This window comes from Spirillospora sp. CA-294931 (assembly GCF_050946795.1).
Taxonomy (GTDB): Bacteria; Actinomycetota; Actinomycetes; order Streptosporangiales; family Streptosporangiaceae; genus Spirillospora.
In genome coordinates this window covers 6035747-6059043 of the sequence record NZ_CP192006.1, presented here as the reverse complement: position 1 = coordinate 6059043, position 23297 = coordinate 6035747, and the positions used below count along the sequence as shown (strand labels likewise).

Annotated in this window: 17 protein-coding genes; 12 read left to right on the top strand and 5 right to left on the bottom strand. The window is 71.4% G+C overall.

Annotation, left to right across the window (positions count from 1 at the left end):
• Positions 1-336: 336 nt before the first annotated feature.
• Both ACQPY4_RS27100 and ACQPY4_RS27095 read right to left on the bottom strand, forming a co-directional pair.
• Complete coding sequence (locus tag ACQPY4_RS27100; protein ID WP_433325397.1) at positions 337-492, bottom strand: hypothetical protein; 156 nt, start codon at positions 490-492, stop codon at positions 337-339.
• Between the two features lie 93 nt (positions 493-585).
• Complete coding sequence (locus ACQPY4_RS27095; RefSeq protein WP_433325395.1) at positions 586-1605, bottom strand: aldo/keto reductase; 1020 nt, start codon at positions 1603-1605, stop codon at positions 586-588.
• 169 nt (positions 1606-1774) lie between these two features.
• Between ACQPY4_RS27095 and ACQPY4_RS27090 the strand changes: the two genes are divergently transcribed.
• Both ACQPY4_RS27090 and ACQPY4_RS27085 read left to right on the top strand, forming a co-directional pair.
• Complete coding sequence (locus tag ACQPY4_RS27090) at positions 1775-2368, top strand: TetR/AcrR family transcriptional regulator (protein WP_433325393.1); 594 nt, start codon at positions 1775-1777, stop codon at positions 2366-2368.
• Between the two features lie 327 nt (positions 2369-2695).
• On the top strand, positions 2696-2872 hold the full coding sequence (locus tag ACQPY4_RS27085; RefSeq protein ID WP_433325391.1) for a hypothetical protein: 177 nt from the start codon (positions 2696-2698) through the stop codon (positions 2870-2872).
• A gap of 181 nt (positions 2873-3053) precedes the next feature.
• Here ACQPY4_RS27085 and ACQPY4_RS27080 read toward each other — a convergent pair whose 3' ends face one another.
• The gene (locus tag ACQPY4_RS27080) at positions 3054-3695 is read right to left on the bottom strand and encodes a TetR/AcrR family transcriptional regulator (RefSeq protein ID WP_433325389.1); all 642 of its coding nucleotides are present in this window, start codon (positions 3693-3695) and stop codon (positions 3054-3056) included.
• Positions 3696-3775: 80 nt separating this feature from the next.
• Here ACQPY4_RS27080 and ACQPY4_RS27075 point away from each other — a divergent pair, with 80 nt between their 5' ends.
• From ACQPY4_RS27075 to ACQPY4_RS27065, 3 genes are all read left to right on the top strand, one after another.
• The gene (locus ACQPY4_RS27075; protein ID WP_433325387.1) at positions 3776-4285 is read left to right on the top strand and encodes a hypothetical protein; all 510 of its coding nucleotides are present in this window, start codon (positions 3776-3778) and stop codon (positions 4283-4285) included.
• A gap of 193 nt (positions 4286-4478) precedes the next feature.
• Positions 4479-5942 carry an MFS transporter gene (locus ACQPY4_RS27070; protein ID WP_433325385.1) on the top strand — a complete coding sequence of 488 codons (1464 nt, stop codon included), beginning with the start codon at positions 4479-4481 and terminating at the stop codon, positions 5940-5942.
• A complete protein-coding gene (locus ACQPY4_RS27065; RefSeq protein ID WP_433325383.1) occupies positions 5939-7108 on the top strand; it encodes an FAD-dependent monooxygenase in 1170 nt (389 codons plus the stop codon). The genes ACQPY4_RS27070 and ACQPY4_RS27065 overlap by 4 nt, the downstream gene beginning before the upstream one ends.
• Before the next feature lie 48 nt (positions 7109-7156).
• Here ACQPY4_RS27065 and ACQPY4_RS27060 read toward each other — a convergent pair whose 3' ends face one another.
• Positions 7157-8047, bottom strand: coding sequence for an alpha/beta hydrolase (locus ACQPY4_RS27060; protein ID WP_433325381.1), 891 nt, complete (start codon positions 8045-8047; stop codon positions 7157-7159).
• Between the two features lie 174 nt (positions 8048-8221).
• Here ACQPY4_RS27060 and ACQPY4_RS27055 point away from each other — a divergent pair, with 174 nt between their 5' ends.
• Together ACQPY4_RS27055 and ACQPY4_RS27050 are read left to right on the top strand one after the other, a co-directional pair.
• Positions 8222-9658, top strand: coding sequence for an MFS transporter (locus ACQPY4_RS27055; RefSeq protein ID WP_433325379.1), 1437 nt, complete (start codon positions 8222-8224; stop codon positions 9656-9658).
• Between the two features lie 44 nt (positions 9659-9702).
• Positions 9703-10377 (top strand): TetR/AcrR family transcriptional regulator, encoded by a 675-nt coding sequence (locus tag ACQPY4_RS27050; protein ID WP_433325377.1) that lies wholly within the window; start codon positions 9703-9705, stop codon positions 10375-10377.
• A 113-nt stretch (positions 10378-10490) separates the two neighbouring features.
• Here the strand turns inward: ACQPY4_RS27050 and ACQPY4_RS27045 are convergent, their stop codons facing one another.
• Positions 10491-12011 carry a long-chain-fatty-acid--CoA ligase gene (locus ACQPY4_RS27045; RefSeq protein ID WP_433325375.1) on the bottom strand — a complete coding sequence of 507 codons (1521 nt, stop codon included), beginning with the start codon at positions 12009-12011 and terminating at the stop codon, positions 10491-10493.
• A 225-nt stretch (positions 12012-12236) separates the two neighbouring features.
• Here ACQPY4_RS27045 and ACQPY4_RS27040 point away from each other — a divergent pair, with 225 nt between their 5' ends.
• The 5 genes from ACQPY4_RS27040 to ACQPY4_RS27020 all read left to right on the top strand — a co-directional run bounded on the left by ACQPY4_RS27040 (position 12237) and on the right by ACQPY4_RS27020 (position 23285).
• Positions 12237-13025: an AfsR/SARP family transcriptional regulator gene (locus tag ACQPY4_RS27040; protein ID WP_433325373.1), complete on the top strand. Its 789-nt coding sequence runs from the start codon at positions 12237-12239 to the stop codon at positions 13023-13025.
• 63 nt (positions 13026-13088) lie between these two features.
• A complete protein-coding gene (locus ACQPY4_RS27035; RefSeq protein ID WP_433325371.1) occupies positions 13089-14729 on the top strand; it encodes a PfaD family polyunsaturated fatty acid/polyketide biosynthesis protein in 1641 nt (546 codons plus the stop codon).
• Positions 14726-20377 carry an SDR family oxidoreductase gene (locus ACQPY4_RS27030; protein WP_433325369.1) on the top strand — a complete coding sequence of 1884 codons (5652 nt, stop codon included), beginning with the start codon at positions 14726-14728 and terminating at the stop codon, positions 20375-20377. The genes ACQPY4_RS27035 and ACQPY4_RS27030 overlap by 4 nt, the downstream gene beginning before the upstream one ends.
• Positions 20374-22683, top strand: coding sequence for a hypothetical protein (locus ACQPY4_RS27025; RefSeq protein ID WP_433325367.1), 2310 nt, complete (start codon positions 20374-20376; stop codon positions 22681-22683). The genes ACQPY4_RS27030 and ACQPY4_RS27025 overlap by 4 nt, the downstream gene beginning before the upstream one ends.
• Positions 22680-23285 carry an N-acetyltransferase family protein gene (locus tag ACQPY4_RS27020; RefSeq protein ID WP_433325365.1) on the top strand — a complete coding sequence of 202 codons (606 nt, stop codon included), beginning with the start codon at positions 22680-22682 and terminating at the stop codon, positions 23283-23285. The genes ACQPY4_RS27025 and ACQPY4_RS27020 overlap by 4 nt, the downstream gene beginning before the upstream one ends.
• Positions 23286-23297 lie beyond the last annotated feature (12 nt).

The window sequence follows — 23297 nt, the reverse complement described above, 5'->3', positions numbered from 1 at the left end:
CGGCTGCCGGAGTCCCTTCCCTTGCGTTGACCCCGGCACGTCCGGTCTGCGCTATCCACTTCACCGGGCAGTTCGTCCTCTGCCGCGTCTGATGGACTTGTTCTTCGTCGATGACAGGAACAGTACCTCACCCGGCCGCGAATATCTACCTCGGGCAGTGGAGGTTTTCGGAGATCGGTGGCGGTGATTGTCTCCGGTCGACCCGCGGCCAGGCTCGCCGGGGGCGGGAGCAGACGGGAGCGGCCCTGAAGTTGCTGGTCACAGCGTCCAGGTTCCGGCAGCCCGGCTTCCTGCGGAGACGAGGGCCAGGTGCTGGCCCGTGGTGCAGGTCCTCAGTCACTTGTCGCCCTCGGCGTAGAACGGAATCCCGAAGCTGCCGCTACTGAAGGGCTTCGGTGTATCGGCGGCTGCGCTGGGGGCTGCCAGCCCTGCCGCGATTTGCCGGGGCGTTCCGCCAGCACTCACCCGGTACAGGCTCAGCCGGCGCTCCAAGGGGTCTCCTGGTCTCCACCGCCTCTCCCACTGGCCTGGTCCCCGCCACTGTCGGTGCCCGCGCAGCGCGAGACAGGAAGGAATCGTGGCAGGTCAGCGGCGTCGCAGGGCAGGGTCGAGCAGTGCGGGCGGGGTGTCGTGTTTCTCCTCGGGGGCGAGGTCGGTGCCGGGGGTGACGATGGTGTCGATGGCGTCGAGGACATCGGCCGACAGCACGGTGTCTTGGGCGGCGAGCTGGGAGTGCAGGTGCTCCAGGGTGCGGGGGCCGATGATCGCGCTGGTCACGGCGGGGTGGGAGGTCACGAATCCGAGCGCGAGCTGGATCATCGTCAGTCCGGCTTGGTCGGCGACCTTGGCCAGCTGTTCGACGGCCTCAAGCCGGGCCCGGTTGGCGGGGACGGCGGTGTCAAAGCGCTCGGGCATGAACGTCGAGCGGTTGGTGGTAATTTGTCGCCCCTCTCTGACCGCGCCCGAAAGCCAGCCCGAGGCCAGCGGACTCCATGCCAGCACGCCGAGGCCGTATTCGGTGGTCACGGGCAGGACGTGGCTTTCGATGCCGCGTTGCAGAATCGAGTAGCTGGGTTGCTCGGTGACGTATCGGCTCAGGTGATGTTCGCGAGCGGCCCACTGGGCTTGGACGATGCGGTAGGCGGGGAAGGTCGAGGAGCCGAAGTAGCGGATCTTGCCTGCGCGTTGCAGGTCGGTCAGCGCCGAGAGGGTCTCCTCGTCGCTGGTGTGCGGGTCCCACCGGTGAATCTGATACAGGTCGATGTGGTCGACGCCCAGGCGGCGCAGGCTGGCGTCCAGTGCGGTGATCAGCCAGCGGCGCGAGCCGCCCCGATGGTTGCGCTCGTCGCCCATCGGCATGCTCGCTTTGGTGGCCAGCACGATGTCGTCGCGCCGGTCGGCGATGGCCTTGCCGACCATCTCTTCGGACGCGCCGCCGCTGTAGAGATCAGCGGTGTCGATGACGTTTACGCCGCCTTCCAGGGCGGCGTCGACGATGGCGGTGGCCTCTTCCTGAGTGGTGCGTCCGAGCGCGCCGAAATTCATCGCGCCGAGCGCAAGGGCGCTGACCTGCACACCGGTACGGCCCAAGGTTCGGTACTGCATGTCTGGGTTCCTCCGTGAACGGGTGAAGTGTGAATGGGGGGGAGCAGGAGGCGCGGCGAGCTGGTCGCCGCGCCTCCTGTTCTGGCATCCTGAACAAACGGGACGTTGTCTCGTTTGGACGATACGGGACACTGTCCCGTTTAGCAATCTTGGCAGGGGAGGCACCGCCGTGACCAATGACAGCGACGGCAGCGCGGAACTCGCGGCGCGTCCCCCACGGGCCGACGCCCGACGCAACAAGGAGGCCCTGCTGGACGCGGCCGCCGCGGTCTTCGTCGCCTCAGGCGTGGAGGCGCCGATGCGCGACATCGCGGCCAAGGCCGGTGTCGGGACGGCTACGATCTACCGCCATTTCCCGACTCGGGCCGATCTCATCATCGGCGTCTACCGGCACCAGGTGCAGGCCTGCGTCCAGGCGGGCCCGGCCCTGCTGGCAAGCAGCCCGACCCCGCATGCCGCACTCGAGGAATGGATCGATCTGTTCGTCGACTTCCTGGTCACCAAGCACGGACTCGCCGCCGCGCTGCAGTCCGATGACGCCGCCTTCCAGGCACTGCACGCCTACTTCCTCGATCGCCTCGTGCCGGCGTGCACCCAACTGCTGGAGGCGGCGGCCGACGCCGGCGAGATCCGTCCCGACGTCCAGGCCTACGAACTCATGCGCGGCGTCGGCAACCTCTGCATCGGCGCGGGCAACGACCCCCGCTACGACCCAGGCCGACTGGTCAGACTCCTGATCGCCGGACTACGCCGACCGTGTTGACGGCTAGCCGTACCCGCCTCTGGCGGGGCTGGGGCCCCGGCACGCTCCTCTACGCCGCAACGGCGCCTCGAAGTCTTTGCCGCTAGCGCCGAGAATGTGGTGTGTCAGGTGGGCTTCGCTTGCGGTCGGGGAGACTCGTGAACGCCCTCTGGCCGGGGGCCAGCAGGAACCAAGACCTGATGGTGTTGAGAAAGGCCGTCCAGGAACGATTTTCCCCACCTGGAACGGTTTCGCGCTCAGGTGACACCTCCACCCCGTCCAACCTTCGGCACTCGACCCTGGGATCAGGTCTTCGCCGAGCTCGGCACCGAACTCCCTCCGGACTTCGTGGCGTTCGTCGAGCTGTACGGTGCCAGCGCTTTCGGCAACGACTTTCTGCTGGTCGTCGACCCCAGGAGAGGCCTCCAGAAATCCTTCGCCCAGTGGGCGCGTGAAGCGGGAGACGATTATCGCCGCTGGCGAGAGCAGTTCCCCGAATCCCACCCGATGCCGGCTTGGGTCTGAGGCTGGCGGATTCCTTTCCTGGGGGTCGAACGTGGACGGCGATCGGTTCGGCTGGCTCACCCACGGCCGGCCCGAGCACCTCGTCGCGAAGCTGCGCCGCGCGGATCGATGGAGCGTTGCGGGCATCGTTGGCATTGAATCCGGATCGTATGTCGTTCCTTCTCGGAGGCTGCGGCCGATGTCACGTTTTTGCTTGCGTGGTGAGGTTCATGGTCAGCGTGGCCAATCCCTCACGAGCAAGAGTGTCGTCGCGGTCGATCAGCCAACCGAGCAGAATCCCGTCCACCGTGGCGATCAGCAGCCGACTCAATACGGCTACAGGCCGATTCCAGGTCACCCCGGCCTGGTCCGCCAACGCGCTGAGGAAGCTCTCGCCAAGCTCGTCGATCCGCGCCTGATGTCGCCGAAGGATCTCCGCCGTCTCCGGCTGCCGGAGCGCGTCAACAGTCAGATCGAACACCGCCTGATGGCGTTCCGGGTCCGCTCGATAGAGCTCCCAAAGCTGCTCAAGCGCCATCGCAATGGAGCTCCCGACCTCATTGCCGTCCCGCAATGCCCTTTGTGCCTCGGGGGAGTCCGTTGCCGCGTTGACGGGGCTTAGTACTCCTCGTACGGCCTGTTCGGATTCCTCGAAGACGGCGGACATCATCGCGGTCAGCAGTTCGCGCCTGGACTGGAAGCAGTAATGCACGACCCCCGCGGGGACCCCTGCCTCGGCGGCGATCCGCCGGGTGGAGGCGGCGGCGACCCCCTCCTTGGCCACCACCTGGAAGGCCGCGGTGATGAGCTGCTGTCGCCGTTGCTCGGCTGGAACATGTGCCATTCGAGCATTCTACCTGGACGATTGACTTGGACAGTCGCCCAAGTTAGGTTTACCTCACTTCTACTCAGTGGGGAGGCGTCATGCGGCGTCGCGTCGTACGAGCGCTCGTGATCTGGTTCGGGCTGTTCCAGGCGGTGCACACGATCTTTGGAGCCCACTACGTGATCGTCGAGCGCCGCTTCATGTTCGCCCGGTCGGACGGGGTGCCGTTCCCCGAGCCGGCGGGCGGCTGGCAGCCGCAGGCGGTGGACGTGATCGCAGCGATGGGGGCGGTCGACCTGGTGATCTCGGTACTGTCGGTGGGCTTCGCCATCGGCTACCTGCGCGGGGCACGCTGGAGCCGATGGCTCGGCATCGTCTGCCTGACCGTCTCGGTGTACGCCGGTGTGGTCTTCAACTGGGGCACGATGGCGTCGGGCGCCTGGAAGGGTGGCTCCAACCTCACCGGATACCTGGTCATCAACATTCCGTGGCTACCCATCGTGGCGCTCTTCGCCCTGATCCCCGTGCTCGACCGGTGGTCGGCCCAAAGTGATCGCGCGGTCGGCGGAGCGGTTACCCCGGGGGAGCGTCCGGCTGGGGCAGGTTGATCAGGTACTTCGTCGTCGCACGGCCCGTGCTGGACGACACCCGGGACGGGAGCTTGGGGAAATCGTCCGGTCCACCGCTCGGGGCTAGGTGTGTAGGGACCAGGACGTGCGGGCGGCTGGTGCGCGCGCACTAGGGGAGGACGGTGACGGGAGGCGATGCCCGGCCGGGCCGCCGGGGGGAAGTGTTGCGGGCATGCGAATCTCGCGCATTTCCCCTTTGCCTGGCGGCGTCTGGAGTGATCAGCGGGTGACGAAAGGGACGGTTGTCTCGGAGGCTGCGGATTCTCCGGTCCGCATGGGGAGGCTGTCGATCGGTGCGCTCGGCATCCTGGCGCTCGCTCTCGGCACCCTTCAGTCGGTGGTGGAGCCCGCGCTCCCGCTGCTGCAACGTGAGCTGGGGGTCAGTTCCGCCGAGGCGGCATTGATCGGCAACACGCTGCTCATCACCGGCGCGGTCGTCACGCCCGTCGCAGGAAAACTCGGCGACCGCTATGGCGGAAAGCGGGTGCTGATCCGGTTGATGGCCGTGGTCGCGGCCGGTGGCCTGCTGGCGAGCCTGGCGCCGAACCTGCCGGTGTTGTTGCTCGGTCAGGTACTGCAGGGCGTCATGGTGGGCGCGCTGCCCCTCTCGTTCATTCTGGTGCGCAAACACCTTTCGGCGGACGAGTCGCAGGTGGCGATCGGGCTGGTCATCGCGCTGTTCACCGGCGGCGGCATGGTGGGGACGCTGACCGCCGGGCCGATCGCGGAAGCGGTGTCCTGGCATTGGATGTTCGCGCTGCCAACGTTCGCGCTCATCGCGATGACGGTGGTCGTGGCCCGGCTGATGCCGCATGATCCGCCGATCCGGTCGGACGAAAGGATCGACTGGCCCGGCGTGCTTCTGCTGAGCGGGACGTTGCTCGCGTTCATGCTCGGTCTCGTGTCGGTGACGAGCGCCGACCTGCCGCCCTACGCGTTCGGTGTCATCGCGGTGGTCGTGGCCGCCCTCGCGACCGGATGGGTCGTCGTCGAGCGCCGGGCGATCGCGCCGATGGTCGATCTGCGAATGCTGGCCAAGCCCGCGATGTGGCATTCGTGCGTGCTCACCTTCGTCATGACCACCAGTCTCGGGATGGTGCTCTTTCTGCTCCCGCAGCTGTTCGCGATATCGGCCGACGGATACGGCTTCGGCGCCGACACCACCGCCATCGGGCTGTTCCTGCTGCCCGGCGCCATCGCCGGAGCGGTGAGCGATTCGGTCGGCGGTTTCGCGGCGCGGCGTTTCGGTCCGCGCGCCGTGGTCCTCGGGGGCACCGTCGTCATGGCGGCCACGATGATCGCCCTGGCCTCGATGCACGGTGCGGAATGGCAGCTCGTCCTCGCGAAGGTGCTGATCGCGTTCGCCGTGGGCGCCGGCACCACGGCGTTGGTCGCCGGGACCGCCACCGCCGTCGAGACCAAGGACATCGGCATCGCCACCAGCCTGCTCGTGGTGACGCGCGTGATCGGTGTCGCTCTCGGCGTCCAGATCGGCGGCGCGATCCTGGACGCCGGGGTCGACCCGACGGGCCTGCCGGCCGAATCGGCCTTCGTCACGGGGTTCGCCGTCGCCGGCCTCGTCGCGGTGTTGTCGCTGCTCTTCGTCCGGATCACGAGGAAGGAAGTCCAGAAATGAAAGGCAAGGTTCTGATCTCCGGAGCCAGTATTTCCGGACCCGCGCTGGCGTACTGGCTGCACCGGGCCGGATTCGCGGTCACCGTGGTGGAGAAGGCGGGCGCCCTGCGCGGCGGTGGTTACCCGATCGACATCCGCGGTACCGCGATAGAGGTGGTCCGGCGAATGGGAATACTGCCGCGATTGCAGGACGCCCACATCGACTCACGTCACTACACTTTCCTCAACGCCGATGGCAGCGAGGTGGCCAAAGTCAGCCCGCGTGCCGAGGGACGCGACCTTGAGGTGCGCCGCGGGGATCTGGCCTCGGCCCTCTATGCGCTGGTTCGCGACGACGTGGAATTCCTGTTCAACGACTCCATCGAGACCCTCGACCAGACCGGACATGGCGTGGACGTCGCCTTCCACAGCGGGCAACGCCGCACGTTCGACCTGGTGGTCGGGGCTGATGGCATGCACTCCCATACGCGCGAGTCCCTGTTCGGTCCCGAAGAGCAGTTCCACCGCTATCTCGGTTACTGCTTCGCCATATTCACCATGCCGAACACCTTCGGGCTCTCCCACGAGCTGGTGTTGTGGAACACCCCCGGGAAGGCAGCGGCCCTTTATGCAGTCGGGGACGGCGACGAACTCCACGCCTTCCTGAACTTTCACCGGCCGGAACCGCCGTCCGACGTCCTCCGGAATCCCGGCGCCCAGCGGGACCTGGTCGCCACGGTCTTCGCGGACGCGGGATGGGAGGTCCCCGGCATGCTCGACGCCATGCGCGACGCGGACGACCTGTTCTTCGACACGGCCGGCCAGATCCGCATGCCCCACTGGTCCAGCGGCCGCGTGGCGCTGGTCGGCGACGCCGCGTACGCGCCCTCGTTCCTGACCGGACAAGGCTCAAGCCTCGCGCTGGCCGGTGCCTACATGCTCGCCAACGCCCTGGCCGCGAACCGGGACCACACCGCGGCCTTCGCCGCCTACGAACGCGACGTCCGCGAGTTCGTGGCAATGAACCAGGCCCTGGTCGACAACGGTGCGGCCACGCTGTTCCCCACTACGGCGCGGGCACTGGAGCAACGAAACACCATGCTGCGCGAACTCGTCACCATGCCGGCCTCGGCGGCAATACCGGCCCACTCGGCCCTGACACTGCCCGAATTCGCCCCAATGCCGTGACCCGCTACGACAGACCGTCCTGGACGGCCTGGGCCAGGCCCCCGTCTTTCATCCTGAAGTTTCGGCGCGATCGTGCGTTCGCACATGCCGCCCTATCCGCTCGATCGCCCGCGCGCCCTCGGGCAGCGTCCCGGCGAACATCTGCCATAGGTGCGGCATGCCCTCGGCGACGTCCAGTTCCGCGTCGTCCAGCAGTTCCGCCACGCGCACCGCGTCGTCGTAGAGGATCTCCTCCGTGCCCACCTGCACCAGCGCCGGCGGCAATCCCGACAGGTCCGCGTGCACCGGCGACGCCAGCGGATGCCCCGGGTCGGCGCCCCCCAGATAGCTCTCCCCCCATGCCCGCAGGACGTCCGGATCCAGATGCGGGTCACGCGCCGCCCGGCTCCGCGCCGAAGCGCCCCCGACCCGCAGGTCGGCCCATGGTGACATCAGCACCATGGACGCGGGCAGCGGCGTGCCTTCGTCCCGCAACGTCACCAGCACCGCCAGCGCCAGCCCGCCCCCGGCCGAATCACCCGTCACCGCGATCCGCCCGGGGGAGACCCCCGACTCCAGCAACCACCGGTACGCCGCCGTCGCCGCCGTGACCGGCGCCGGGAAGGTGTGCTCGGGCGCCAGCGGGTAGTCCACGCCCAGCACCCGCGCACCGGCCGCGTCGGCCAGCCGCGCGGTGAAGTCGCGCTGCAGCCATGCCGAGGCGTAGTGGTACCCGCCACCGTGCAGTTGCAGGACGACCCGCCCGGTCGGCGAACGCGGCGTCGTCGTCCACAGCCCGCCGATCGCCGGGACCGGCGCGAACACCGCGTCGCCGGGCGGCCGCGTCGCGCCGCGCTCCAGCGCTTCGCGCTGCGCCCGGATGCTGTCGGGCCCCGACGGCGTGATCGGCCGCGGCGCCGACCTGGCGAGGATCTCCCATAGGGGAACGTTGGCCGTCATGGCCGCGCACCCAAAGATGTGCGGGGACGGACGTGCACGTCGACACGCATGGGCGCTCACTCCTTGGGGGACGGCGATGGGGACCTGCCGCCGAAACTACACCGGTTAGTTAAAAAATCAAACCACACGGTTTAGTATTGACTTTTAACCAAGTGGTGTAGTCGGATATGCCGCATGCCGACTCCGCCCTCGCCACACCGAGCCACCGGCCCCGCCCTCGCACTCCTCGCCCTGGCCCACCTGATCATCTCCCTCGACTACAACATCGTGTACGTCGCCATCCCCGACATCGGCCACGAACTCGGCTTCACCACCCAGAACCTCCAATGGGTCATCAGCGCCTACACCGTCGTCTACGGAGGCTTCCTTCTCCTCGGCGGACGCATGTGCGACCTCCTCGGCCGACGCCGCATGTTCCTGCTCGGCCTCACCCTCTACGCCGTCGCCTCGCTGATCGGCGGCCTGGCCACCCACCCGGCCCTCCTCATCGGCGCCCGCGCCGCCCAAGGACTCGGAGGAGCGGCCCTGTTCCCCGCCACCCTCTCCCTCATCAACACCACCTTCGCCGAAGGCCGCCCCCGCAACCGCGCCCTGGGCATCTGGGCCTCCGCCGGCGCCGGTGGACTCGTCCTCGGCTCCCTGCTCGGCGGCGTCCTCACCGACGCGTTCGGCTGGGAGTCGGTCTTCTACGTCAACGTCCCCCTGGCGGCCCTCGCCCTCATCGCCACCTTCCCCCTCCTGCCCCCCGACGGACCCCGCCGCCCGGGCCGCTTCGACATCCCCGGCGCGCTCACCGGCACCGGCGGCACCACCCTGCTCGTCTTCGCCCTCGTCCAGGGCCCCGAACACGGCTGGACGTCACCCGCCGTCCTCGCCGCCGCTCTCACCGGGCTCGCCCTGCTCGCCGCCTTCGCCACCATCGAAAGACGCGGCACCGACGCCCTCATGCCGCTGCGCCTGTTCACCAACCGCAACCTCAGCGCCGGAGTCGTCACCACCTTCCTGTTCACCGCCACCTTCGTCTCCGTCACCTACTTCTTCACGCTCTACCTCCAGGAGGTCCACCGCTACAGCCCCCTGCGCACCGGCGCCGCCTTCCTCATCCCCTGCGCGGTCATCCTCGCCGGATCGGCCGCCGGTGGACGCCTCATGACCCGCCACGGCCCCCGCACCACCCTCATGATCAGCCTGCCCTTCGGCGTCGTCGGCACCACCCTGTTCGCCCTGGCCCTCTCCCCGGACGGCACCTACCTCGCCCTTCTGCCCGGCCTCATCCTGCTCAGCATCGGACAGGGCATCACCTTCACCGCCATGTTCGCCGCCGCCTCCACCGGCGTCCCCGCCCACATGCAGGGCGTCGCCTCCGGCATCGCCTCCACCGGCCAGCAGACCGGCACCGCCGTCGGCCTCGCCATCCTGGTCGCCGTCGCCAACTCCGGCCTGGACGGCCACACCGGCGCCGCCCTGCGCCACGCCACCACCGACGGCCTGCGCACCGCCGTCCTCGCGGCCGCCGCAGGAATGGTCCTCATGATCATCGTCGCCCGCGCCTTCCAGACCGGCTCCCCGGCCGCCGCCCCCGCTCCCACCCGACATGACCAAACCGTTTAGTTAAGATGGCCCCCGGCCCCAGCACCACGACCGGAGACCACCTGATGCCCGAAACAGCCAGCGACCTCGACGAATTCGGCATCCCCCGCATCGCGTCCACCATGATCGCCTCCGAACGCAAACACCAAGCGATCACCCAAGCCGCCATCGCCGAATTCGTCGCCCGCGGCTACGCCGGGGTCTCCGTCGACGCCATCGCCACCCGGGCCGGGGTCTCCAAACCCACCATCTACAACCACTTCGGCAGCAAGGAACGCCTCTTCCTCGCAGTCATCGGCGGCTACCTCCGCGACAACTACACCGACCTGTGCCCCCTGCCGCCCGCCATCGCCGACATCGCCGCCCCCGAACTGCGCGCCGCCCTCATCGACTACACCGCCACCTGGCTCGCCATCACCCTGCGCGAAGACATGATGACCATCCGCCGCCTGGTCATCGGCGAAGTCTGCCGCTTCCCCCAGCTCGGGGAGATGTGGGCCCTCATCAACACCCGCAACGACGACGCCCTCATCGCGGCCTTCACCCGACTGCACGACCGCGGCGTCCTGAACGTCCCCGAACCCCGCCGCGCCGTCCGCCAGCTCATCGCCATGACCATCGGCGCCGCCCAGCTCATCCGCACCTTCCGCGTCACCTACCAGTTCGCCGACGGCGAACTCGACGACCTGGTCTCCTCCGGCGTTGACGTCTTCCTCTCCCACTACGCCACCACCCCCTGAACCGCCCCGAGACCCAGGCGCCGCCCACCACACGTCCACCCCGGACAATGCCGCGATGATCCCGACTGCATCCCCTCAGTGGGGCGTCAGCTTGGGTGCGTCTGGGGGGTGGGTCAGCGGAGTTCGCGTTTGAGGATTTTGCCGGTGGCGGTCATGGGGAGGTTTTCGCGGAATTCGATGATGCGGGGGTATTTGTAGGCTGCGAAGTTCTCTTTGCACCAGGTGAGCAGTTCTGTTTCGGTGAGGGTGGCGTCGGGGGTGCGGATGGCGTAGAGCTTGATCTCTTCGCCGTGGGAGGGGTGCGGGACGCCGACGACGGCGGCGACGGAGATCTGGGGGTGGGTCATGAGGACGTCCTCGATCTCGCGGGGGTAGACGTTGAAGCCGCCGCGAATGATGACGTCTTTGGCGCGGTCGATGATGAAGTAGTAGCCGTCGCTGTCGCGGGTGGCCAGGTCACCGGTGTGGAGCCAGCCGTCGCGGATGGCTTCTTCGGTGGCTTCGGGGCGCTTGTAGTAGCCTTTCATGACATTGTGGCCGCGAATGGCGATCTCGCCCGGGCCCTCGCCCTCGATGGCGTTCCATTTGTCGTCGATGAGCCGCATTTCCACGCCCCAGATCGGCCAGCCGATCGAGCCGGCCTTGCCGGGGCGTCCGGGCTGGTTGAAGCTGGCGACCGGTGCGGTCTCCGACAGGCCGTAGCCCTCGTTGATCGGCAGGCCGAAGGCGGCCTCGAAGTCCTTGAGCAGGTCGACCGGCGCGGCCGCGCCGCCGGAGATCGCCGCCCGCAGCGACCGGGGCACCTCGCCCTGGAGGGCGGCCAGCATGGCCCGGTACATCGTCGGGACGCCGGCGAACATCGTGACGTTCTCGCGGCGCATGAGGTCGAGCGCCGTGCCGGGCTCGAAGCGCGGGAGCAGGACGAGGGTCGCCCCGCGCCGGAAGCCCGCGTTCAGCATCGTGGTCTGCCCGAAGGAGTGGAAGAGGGGGAGGGCGACCAGGTAGGCGTCCTGTCCGGAGCGGGGGAACATCTCGTCGGAGATGAGGGCGTTGAGCAGCATGTTCTGGTGGGTCAGCTCGGCGCCCTTGGGGCGGCCGGTCGTTCCGCTGGTGTAGAGGATGACGGCCGTGTCGTCGCCCGAGGTGGGGACGGTGGAGAACTCCGAGGGCGTGCCCTCCAGCGCGGCCCACAGCGTCTCGCCGTGCTCGGACTCGACGGCCAGCGGTGTGGTGGGGAGCACGATGAAGTGCTCGGTGGACGCCTGGTCGAATCCCGCCCTGCCGCGCTCGCCCAGCGGCAGTTCGGGGGTGCCTTCGAAGCAGAACAGCGCCTTGGCGTCGCTGTCGTCGAGGTGGTAGGTGATCTCGCGGGGCTGGAAGAGGACGTTGAGCGGGACGACCGTCGCGCCCGCCTTGAGGATTCCGTAATAAACGAACGGGAAATAGGGCACGTTCGGGCATGCCAGGGCCACTTTGTCGCCCTTGCCGATGCCGCGCGAGACCAGGAGATTGGCGATCTGGCAGGCGATCGCGTTCACCATCGAGTACGGGTAACGGGTCTCGCCGAGGACGAGTGCCGCCTGGTCCGGTGCTTCGCGGGCGCTGTCCTCCAGCACGGTCGCCAGGTTGAGCATGCGTTCCTCCTATTGCCGATTCCTTGCCGCCGACAATGCTAGGGAACGCGCCATCCCAGAAGGTCTTTCTATTCGGACACATAATCGGCACCAAATGAAAAGTGAAATGGGAACTTTGTCGAGTTTGGCGGGGAATGTTGGTGCTGAAAATGGGGCGCCGTCCATCCTGGGTGCTTATATGATCTTGCTTCGGTGTGATGTCCCGATCGATGTTTGGGAGATGTCGTGCTCGAAATACGCCTGCTCGGGCCTGTCGAGGTCATTGGCGGGCAAGGCCGGAGCGACAAGCTCAGCGCGATCCCGCGCCGGCTGTTCGCCGTTCTGGTGCTGCGGGCCGGTGACGGGGTCAGGACCGAAGAGCTGGTCGAGGAACTCTGGCCGCAGGAGCCGCCGCCCCGGGTGGAGAACGCGCTGCACGCGCACGTCTCCCGGCTGCGCAGGTACCTGGACGCCTGGGAGCCGGAGGGCCCGGGACGCGACCGGCTCGCGGCCAGACCCGGCGGATACGCCCTCGCGGTCGCCCCGGACGAGGTCGACGTCCTGCGGTTCAAGGAGCTGCGCCGCCAGGCGTACGAACCCTCGCGCGGCCCGGCGGAGGCGATCGCGTCGCTGGAGCGCGGGCTGCGCCTGTGGCGCGGACCGGCGCTGCTCGACGCGGCCGAGGGGCCGATCTGCGCCGCCTCGGCCTCGGTGCTGATGGACCTGCGATTGCTCGCCGTCACCCACCTGTACGAGCTGCGGCTGGGACGCGGCGAGCACGCGGCGCTCATCCCGGACCTCCAGGAGCTGGCCGCCGCCCACCCGCTGGAGGAGTCGCTACAGGATCTGCTCATGCTGGCCCTGTACCGCAGCGGCAGGCAGTCCCAGGCGCTGGCGGTCTACGACCGGCTCCGGCACCAGCTCGCCGAGCGGCTCGGCATCGTGCCCGGACCGGGCATCCAGAGCAGGGTGCAGGCGATCCTCACGCAGTCGTCGGACTTGCACGATCCCGATCAGTGTTTCGTCAGGCGATGATCAGCGGCATTTCAGGGCCCTGGTGACAGCCTCACTCCTGACTTCCAGGAGTAAGGACAGGCGATGGGGACGGACGTACTCGCACGGCCACCGGCCCGGACGGCGGTGTGGGTTCCCGATGGCAGACCCGCGGTGTTCCGCGGCGACCAGATCACCGCGTGCGCGGCCCGGATCCGGGAGCCGCTGCACCTGGTGGCCGCCGGCAGCGGCCACGGGGTCGGGGTCGGCGTCGGCGGAACCGTCACCGACGGCTCCGTTGACGGGCACCGGCTCCTCGGGCTGCTGCCCGCGCTGTATCCCGAATGGCTGGGCGACCGGTCCTTCAACGAGGCGCACGGCGTCCGGTTCCCGTATGTCGCGGGCGAGATGGCGGGCGGCATCGCCACGACGTCCATGGTCATCGCGATGGCGCGGGCGGACATGCTCGGCTTCTTCGGCGCGGGCGGGCTTCCCGTGGCGCGGGTGGAGCAGGCCGTCGCCGAGCTGAAGGCGGCCCTGCCCGGCCGGGTCAACTGGGGCGTGAACCTCATCCACTCCCCGGCGGAGCCCGCCACCGAGGACGCCGTCGCCGCGCTGCTGCTTGCGGCCGGGGTGCCCGCCGTGTCCGCGTCGGCGTTCATGGAGCTCACGCCCGCGGTCGTCCGGCTGGCGGCGCACGGGCTGACCCGGGACGCGAGCGGCCGGGTGCGGCGCCGAACGCGGTTGTTCGCCAAGGTGTCCAGGCCCGAGGTGGCCGAGCAGTTCATGCGGCCCGCGCCCGCGCCGCTGGTCCGTGCCCTGGTCGAACGCGGTCACCTCACCGAGGCCGAGGCCGAGCTCGCCGCGTCGGTGCCGGTGGCCGAGGACATCACGGTCGAGGCCGACAGCGGCGGGCACACCGACAACCGCGCGCTCACCGTCGTGATGCCGATCATCCTGGCGCTCCGGGCCAGACTGGCCGAGGACCACGGGTACGACCGGCCGATCCGGGTCGGCGCGGCGGGCGGGCTCGGCACGCCGGGCGCGGTCGCCGCCGCCTTCGCGCTGGGCGCGGCGTACGTGGTCACCGGCTCGGTCAACCAGGCGAGCGTCGAGTCCGGCATGTCCGAGGACGGCAAGGCCATGCTGAGCGAGGCGGGGATGGCCGACGTGGTGATGGCCCCGGCGGCCGACATGTTCGAGCTCGGCGTGCGCCTGCAGGTGCTGCGCCGGGGCACCATGTTCGCCTTCAGGGCGGCCCAGCTGCACCAGGTCTACTCCGCCCACGGGTCCTGGGACGAGGTGCCGGAGCGGACCCGCGCCAAGATCGAACGCACCCAGCTCAAGGCGTCCTACGCCGACGTGTGGGCCCGGTCCAGGGCGTTCTGGCTGGAGCGCGACCCCGAGCAGGTCGCCAGGGCCGAGCGGGACCCGCGGCACCAGATGGCGCTGGTGTTCCGCTGGTATCTCGGGATGTCGAGCCGCTGGGCGGTGCGGAGCGACAGCGCCCGCCGCACGGACTACCAGATCTGGTGCGGTCCGGCGATGGGGGCGTTCAACGACTGGGCCCGGGGGACCTTCCTGGCCGAACCCGCCGGACGGTCGGTCGTGCAGATCGCCCGCAACCTGCTCGAGGGCGCCGCGGTGATCACCCGGGCCCAGCAGCTGCGCACCCATGGCGTCGCCGTCCCGCACGCGGCGTTCGCGTTCGAGCCCCGCCCCCTCGACCAGGGGCCCTTCCAGTGACCGGGAGGCCCGGACCCCGGCCGGTCGCCGTCGTGGCGCTCGGCGCGATCCTGCCCGGAGCCACCGGCGTGGACGCGTGCTGGCGGATGATCCTCGCCGGTGCCGACCAGATCCGCGAGGTCCCCGGCGACCGCTGGCTGGTCGGCGACTACTACGACCCCGATCCGCGCGCTCCCGACCGGACGTACGCCAAGCGCGGCGGATTCCTGCCCCGGGTCGATTTCGACCCGCTGCGTTACGGCATACCGCCGAGCACGATGCAGTCGACCGACTCCGCGCAGCTGCTCGCCCTGCTGGTCGCCGACCAGGTGCTGGACGACGCGGGCGCGCTCGACCGCGACCGGACCGGTGTGATCATCGGCTCGACCGGCTACCTGCCGCTGGCCGCGCACATGGCGGCGCGGACCGCGCGCCCGCACTGGCTGGCCGGGCTGCGCGCCGCGGGCGTCCCGGAGCCGCGGGCGGAGGAGATCTGCCGGAGCATCGCCGGCACGTTCGTCCCGTGGCAGGAGGCGACCTTTCCCGGGCTGCTGCCGAACGTCACCGCCGGACGGATCGCCAACCGGTTCGACCTGCACGGGACCAACCACACCACGGACGCCGCGTGCGCGAGTTCGCTGGCCGCCCTGTCGACCGCGATCGACGAGCTGTCCGTCGGCCGCGCGGACCTGATCCTGACGGGCGGCGTCGACACCGTCTGCGACGAGCTGATGCACCTGTGCTTCAGCAAGACCCCGGCGCTGTCGCGCACCGGCGACTGCCGCCCCTTCTCCGACGACGCCGACGGGACGATCCTCGGCGAGGGCGTGGTGATGTTCGCGCTGAAGCGGCTGGACGACGCCGAACGGGACGGCGACCAGATCTACTCGGTGATCACCGGGCTCGGCACGTCCTCGGACGGCCGGAGCAACGCCATCTACGCGCCCCTCCCCGAGGGCCAGCAGCGGGCGCTGCGCCGCGCCTACGAGTTCGCCGGGTACGGACCGGAGACCGTCGGGCTGGTCGAGGCGCACGGCACCGGCACCAGGGCCGGTGACAAGGCTGAGTTCTCCGCGCTGCGGTCGGTGTTCGCCGCCGAGGAGACCCCCGGCCGGTGGTGCGCGCTCGGATCGATCAAGTCGCAGATCGGCCATGCCAAGGGCGCGGCGGGGGCGGCGGGCCTGCTGAAGGCGGTCCTCGCGCTGCACCACGGGGTGCTGCCCGCCACGATCAAGGTGGACCGGCCCAACGCCGAGCTGGCCGTCGAGACCAGCCCGCTCTACCTCAACACCGAGACCCGGCCCTGGTTCCACGGCGCCTCCCACCCGCGCCGGGCCGCGGTGTCGAGCTTCGGGTTCGGCGGCAGCAACTACCACGTGACGCTCGAGGAGTACGCGGGCGAGTGGGGACGGCGCCCGTCCCGGATCAGGGCCTCGCCCGCCGAGCTGGTGCTGCTGAGCGCCGGGTCGCAGGACGGGTTGCGCGACCGCATGCGGGAGGCCGCCGGGGCGACCGACCTGGTGGCGCTGGCCCGGGCGGCCCAGGAGGGCTTCGACCCGTCGGCCGCACACCGGCTGGCCGTGGTCGCGGACGATCTGGAGGCCCTGCGCGAGCGGCTCGGTTCCCTGGACGGGCCGGGCGTGCACTACGTCACCGGCGAACCGGACCGGGGCAAGGTCGCCTTCCTGTTCCCCGGCCAAGGCGCGCAGTACCCGGGCATGGGCGCGCCCGTTGCGGTCGAGCTGCCCGCCGCGCGCCGGGTCTGGGACGAGCTCGGCACGCTGGAGTTCGACGGCGAACCCCTGCACCGGGTCGTGTTCCCGCCGCCCGCGTTCACGTCCGAGGAGCGGGCCGTCCAGCGCGACCGCGTCACCGCCACCGAATGGGCCCAGCCCGCGCTCGCCGCGCACAGCCTGTCGCTGTACGCGGTGCTCGCCGAACTCGGCCTGACTCCCGACTGCGTGGCCGGGCACAGCTTCGGCGAGCTGGTCGCCCTGCACGTCGCCGGAGCCTATGACGCGGGCACCCTCATGCGGATCGCCCGCCGACGAGGCGAGCTGATGCGGGACGCCGCCGCCCGTCCGGGCGGGATGCTCGCGGTCGCCCTCTCCCGCGCGGAGACCGAGGCCGAACTGGCCGCGAGCGGCGTGCCGGAGGTGTGGATCGCCAACAGCAACGCGCCCGAGCAGACCGTCCTGTCCGGTTCGCTGGAGGCGCTGGAGTCGATGGCCGCCCGCTTCGCGCGCCGCCGGGTGCCGGCCACCCGGCTGCGCGCCGCGGCCGCGTTCCACAGCCCGCTGGTCTCCGCGGCCTGCGCGCCGTTCACCGAGTTCCTCGGCACGGTCGAGGTCGGCGCGCCCGCGCTCGACGTCTACGGCAACGCGGACGCGGGTCGCTATCCGGCGGGCCCGGACGCCATCCGTGCGCGGATCGGCGGCCATCTGGCCGCGCCCGTGCTGTTCGCCGAGCAGATCGAGGCGATGTACGCGGCGGGCGTCCGGACCTTCGTCGAGGTCGGCGCGTCCGGCCCGCTGACCGGACTGGTCCGGCGGGTCCTGGCGGACCGCCCCCATCTGGCGGTCTCGCTCGACCGCGCCGGGCAGAACGGCATGCACGCCCTCTACCAGGGGCTCGGGCGGCTGGCCGTGCACGGATTCGGCCTCGACTGGGCGGCGCACTGGCGGCCGTACGGACCGGAACGTCCCGCCGCCCCGCCGCCCCGGCTGTCGGTCGGGATCGACGGCGGCAACCACGACAGGCCCTATCCGGTGACCACCGCGACGCCGTCGCCCGCACCGGCCCGGATCATCCCACCGGACCCCGTCCCCGAGCTCGGGGAAGCGGTCCCGGACCTGGAAGCCACCGAAGGAGAACCGATGAACGCCCGGGATGAGATCCTGCGCCGCGCCAGCGACGCGCACGCCGACTACCAGCGCCTGATGACGGACGCCCATCTGGCCTTCCTGCACTTCTCCCAGCAGGCGCTGGGCGACGAGACCGAGCTCGCGCCGCTCGTCCCGGCCCCGCGGCCGCCCGCCACGGCGGCGCTCGCCCCGGCGGTCGTGGCGGCGCCACCGGCCGTCCGGGCACCGGCGCCTCAAGCGCCACCGGAACCGCCCGCCCCGCCCGTTCAGGACGGCCCCGACCTGGCGGCCGCGCTGATGGAGGTGGTGGCCGACCGGACGGGCTATCCGCTGGAGATGCTGGACCCGGACATGGAGCTGGAGGCCGACCTGGGGATCGACTCGATCAAGCGGGTCGAGATCTTCTCCGGGCTCAAGGGGAAGCTGGGCGAGCTGGACGTCCCCGCGTCCGAGCTGGGCTCGCTGCGGACCCCGCAACAGATCATCGACCGGCTCCGGACGGCGGTGGTGCCGGGAAAATCCCTGGCGGCGCGGTCTGACCGCGCCGCGGGAACCCCGGTCACCGGCCGTGTCGTCCGGCAGGAGCTGGTGGCGGTCCCGGCGCCGTCCACCGGGCTGGCGATGTGCGGCCTGATGGACACTCGGGTGCTCGTCGTGGACGAGGGCGCGGGGCTGGCCGGCCGGCTGGCCGAGTGCCTGCGCGCCCAGGGCGTGTCGGCGACGCCCATCGCCTTCTGCGAGGAGGTGCCCGACGACGCCGAGGGCGTCGTGCTGCTCGGCGGGATGGCCCGGATCACCGAACCGGCGGACGGGTTCCGGCAGCAGCGCACGGCGTTCCGGCTGGCGCGGCGGCTCGCGCCCGAGCTGGGCACCACGGGCGGCCTGTTCGTCACCGTCCAGGACACCGGTGGTGACTTCGGGCTGGCCGGTGCGGGCGAGCGGGCCTGGGTCGGCGGGCTCGCGGCCCTGGCCAGGACGGCCGCCAAGGAGTGGCCGCGGGCGGCGGTCAAGGCCGTCGACTGCGCCAGGGCGGACCGCACGCCCGGCGAGCTGGCCGAGGCCATCGCGGCGGAGCTGCTGCGGGGCGGCCCGCTGCTGGACGTCGGGCTGCCTGCCGACGGCACCCGGTCGACGCCGCGTCCCAGGTCCGTCCCGGCGCCCGCGCCCACCGGCGAGAGCGGGATCGGACCCGACTCGGTGGTGGTCGTCACCGGCGGCGGACGGGGCGTCACCGCCGCGGCCCTGATCGAACTGGCCCGGCGGCGCCGTCCCCGGCTCGTCCTGCTCGGCAGGACCGAACTGACCGACGAGCCGGACGGTCTGCCCGGCGACGCCGACGAGCAGACCCTCACCCGTGAGCTGGCCAGGCGCGCGGACGAGCCGCCGCCCCCGGCGAAGCTGGCCGCGCGGGTCCGCCAGATCACGGCGGTCCGCGAGATCCGCGCCACCCTCGCGGCGCTCGCGGCGGCGGGGTCGCCCGCCCGCTACCTGTCCGTGGACGCCACCGACGCCGGGGCGCTGTCCATGGCTCTGGACGAGGTGCGGGCCGAATGGGGCCCGATCACCGCCGTGGTGCACGCCGCCGGCCGGCTCGCCGACCGCTCCCTGGCGGACAAGACCGACGCCCAGTTCGGCGCGGTCTTCGACACCAAGGCCGTGGGCCTGTCCGCGCTGCTCGGAGCCACCTCCAAGGACCCGCTGACGACCCTGTGCGTCTTCTCCTCCGTCGCGGGGACGTTCGGCAACCGGGGCCAGGGCGACTACGCGATGGCCAACGAGGTGCTCGCCCAGGTGGCGTCGGCGGAGGCGGCGCGGCGTCCCGGCTGCCAGGTCGGCTCGATCGCCTGGGGACCCTGGGACGGCGGCATGGTCACACCGGCCCTGGCCGCTCACTTCACCCGCGCGGGCGTGCCGCTGCTGCCGCGGGCCGAGGGCGCGCGGGCCTTCGTCGCGGAGGTCACCTCCGGCCGGAGCGCCCGCGCGGTGATCAGCGCCGCCGACGGGACGTCCCGTCCCGCCGAGGCGCTCGGCCGCCCGGACGAGCCGATCCGGGCACAGGTGACGGTGACCGCGCGCAGCCATCCGCAGCTCGCCGACCATGTGATCGCGGGCACCCCGGTCCTGCCGATGACGCAGGCGCTGGAGTGGCTCACCGGCGCGGCGCGCGCCTGGCATCCCGACGCCGACCGGGTCGCGCTCCGCGACGTCCGGGTGCTGCGCGGCGCCCCGCTGCCCGACCTCGCCGGAGAAGGACACACCTTCACCCTGTCGGGGGCCAGGGGCGGGCTCGTAGCGGAACTGCGCGGAGAGGGCGAGCACCCGCACTACCGCGCGCTGGTCGAGCCCGACCCCGGGCCGCTGGACCCGCCGCGCCCACCGGAGAACCTCGCACTCTCCCCGAGGGACGAGATCTACGACGGCGACACCCTGTTCCACGGCCCCCTGTTCCGGTCGCTGGACCGGATCGAGGGCGTCTCGATGAGCGGCGCTCGCGGCTCGGTCACCGGCCTCGGCGCCCTCGGCTGGCGGGCCGGGGACTGGCAGACCGATCCGGCGGCGATCGACGGTGCGCTGCAGCTCGCGGTCGTGTGGGCCGAGGGCCTGCTCGGCGGCGCGACCCTGCCGATGGCGCTGGGGGAGTTCCGCGTCCATCGCACCGGCCCGGCAGGCGGCCCGCTCGGCTGCACGGTCAGCGCCGAACCGGTGCGCGGCGACCACGTCCGGTGCCAGGTCGCCCTGACCACCGGCGACGGTGAGCCGTTCGCGGACCTGCGCGACCTGGAGCTGGTGCTGAGGCCCTCATGAGCCTTCGGATCTTCTCCGGCGCCGACCGCGCCGGGGTGCTGGCCGCCCTGGAGGCGCGCCGCGAGTCCGATACCGGCCCGGCCCGGCTGGCGATCGCCGATTCCGGCGATGCCGCGCGGGCGGCGGCCTGGCTGCGCGACGGCGGGCCGCGGCCCCGAGGGGTGGCCTTCCGGGAGGCACCGGTCACCGGTGAGGTCGCCTTCGTCTACACCAACGGGGCGGCCTCCTACGACGGCATGGGCCGGGAACTCGCCGCGGTGCTGCCGGGCCTCACCGGCACGGCCGTGGGCGACGGAGGAGAACCCGGGGTGCTAGGACGGCTCCTGGAGTGCGCCCGGCTCGGCTCTCTGCACACCGCGATCGCACGGACGCTGCTCGGGCTGCGGCCCGCCGCCGCGATCGGCTACTCCTTCGGCGAGACCGTGGCGCTGCTCGCCCTGAACGTCTGGCGGGAACCCGGACGGCTCATGGCCGGCCTGTGCGCGGGAAGCCTGTACCGGACCGAGATGGCCGGGGAGTTCCGCGCGGTCCGCGCGGCCTGGCGCGCGGCCGGGGTCGAGGGCGACCGGTGGGCGAGCTTCCTGGTGCACACGGACCGGGCGCGGGTCGAGGCGGCGCTGGCCGCCGAGCCCGCCGTCCATCTGCTGGTGGTCAGCGCTCCCGGCCTGTTCGTGATCGGGGGAGAGGCCGCGGCGGCCGCCCGGGTCGGTGCGGTCTTCGGCGAGTTCGCGCTGCCGCTCGACTACGAGCTCGCGGCGCACGTGCCGGACCTCGCCGGGGTCGCCGACCGGGTGCGGCGGGGCTTCACGGGTCCCGTGCGCCCCGTGACGGGGACGCGCTTCTACAGCGGCGTGACCGGACGGCCCTACGCGGTGACGCCGGAACGCGTCGCCGAGGCGATGACCGGCCTGCACCTGCACACGATCGACTTTCCCGCGCTGATCGAGCGGGCCTACGGAGACGGGGTGCGGGTCTTCGTCGAGATGGGCCCTCGCCGCCAGTGCACCACCTTCATCGACCGGATTCTGGACGGCCGCGACCATCTCGCGGTCGCGATGGACGAGCCGGGACGCGGCGTCGAGGGCCTCTGGCGCACGGTCGCGGAACTGGCCGCCGCCGGGATCGAGGTCGACGCCGCCGTCCTGGCGCGGGCGCTGTCGCGGCAGGTGATGGTGCCGCCGCCCGCGCTGCCGCCGGTGCTGCCCCGGCCGGGCCCGGTGCTGGACCGGTCGGGGCTGGACGAGCTGGCTGAGGGCCGGGTGTCGGCGGCCTTCGGTCCCGAGCACTCCCACCTGGACGGTCTGCGCCACCGGGTCCGGCTGCCCCGAGGTCCCATGCTCGTGCTCGACAGGGTGACCGAGGTGCACGCGGTCCCGATGTCCCGAGGGCGTGGAACGATCCATTCGGAGACCGACGTCCGGCCGGACAGCTGGTTTCTCGACTCCGGCGGGCGGATGCCCGCCGGGCTCATGGCCGAGACCGCGCAGATCGCGCTGCCCCTGCTGAGCTGGCTGGGCTTCGATCCCGGGACCGGCGACCGGTCGGCGCGGCTGCTCGACGCGGAGGTCGTCTTCCACGGCCCGCGCCCGAGCGCGGGGGAGACGCTGCGGCACGAGACCCGGGTCGGGGAGCACGTCGAGCACGACGGCACGGTCCTGGTCGCGTTCAGCAGCCGGTCCTACGTCGGCGACGAGCTGCGGATGAGCGTGCGCGACGGCCGGGCGGGCGTCTTCGCGCGCACCGGCGGCACCGCGAAGACCGGCCTCGACTGGACGCCGGAGCCCGGCGGCGAGCCCGGCGCGTCCCGCGCGTTCGGCGCGGCGGACATCGCGGCCCTCGACCTGCCGCTGCCGCCCGACGCACGCCTGCGCATGCTCCGGGACGTGCCCGAGTTCGATCCGGGGCGCGGCTACCTCCGCGCCACCCTCCCGATCTCGCCCGGCGACTGGTACTTCGACGCGCACTTCCTCAACGACCCCTGCATGCCCGGCAGCCTGATGGTGCAGTTCGGACTCCAGGCGATGTCGTTCTACCTCGCCGCGCTCGGCCACACCGCCGGCCGGGCGGGCTGGGAGTTCGACATCGTGCCCGAACGGCCCATGAAGGCCAGGTTCCGGGGCGAGGCGACCCCGGACAGCCGAATGCTCGAATGCGAGCTCTTCGTCGCGGCGGTCGCCGCCGACCCGTACCCGACTGTGCGCGGCGACCTCCTCATCTCCATCGACGGCGTGCGATCGGGGCTCTGCCAGGGCGCCGCCGTCCGCCTGGTCCCGACGCGGGCATTCCACAGTACGGAGACACGATGACCGAGCTGCGGCAAGCGGCGCTCAGCCAGATCCCCACCCCGCGAACCCCGCCGGACGAGGCGGAGCCGCTACGGGCGGCGCTCCGCCGGACGCCCCTCACGCGGATTCCGGTGGACGGGGCCGTGGTGGTCGCCAGGCCGACCGCCGCGACCGACCGCGATCAGATCGGCGACCTGCACCTGCGGTGTTCGGACACCACCCGGTACCACCGCTACCACTGCGGCCTCCGGCAGCCGACCGCGTCCATGCTCGACCACATGACCGACCGAGCGCAGGGCCTCTACCTGGCCGTGCACGAACCCGAAGGCCAGATGGTGGGGCTGTGCGGGCTGGCGTTCACCCGATCGCCCCGCACCGCCGAGCTGGGCCTGCTGGTGGCCGACGCCTGGCAGGGACGCGGCATCGGTCGGGCCGTCTGCGAGCTGCTGCTGGCCTCGGCCACGACGGCGGGTTACGCGCGGGTCATGGCCCACGTCGTCGCCGAGAACCGCCGGGTGGTGGCGTTCGCGGCCGGGCTGGGCGCCCGGCCCACCGCCAGCGGCGACCCGTGCGTGGTCAGCATGGTCTTCGAGCTGGACGCCCACGGCGGGGGGCCGGTCTGACCCCCCGCCGTG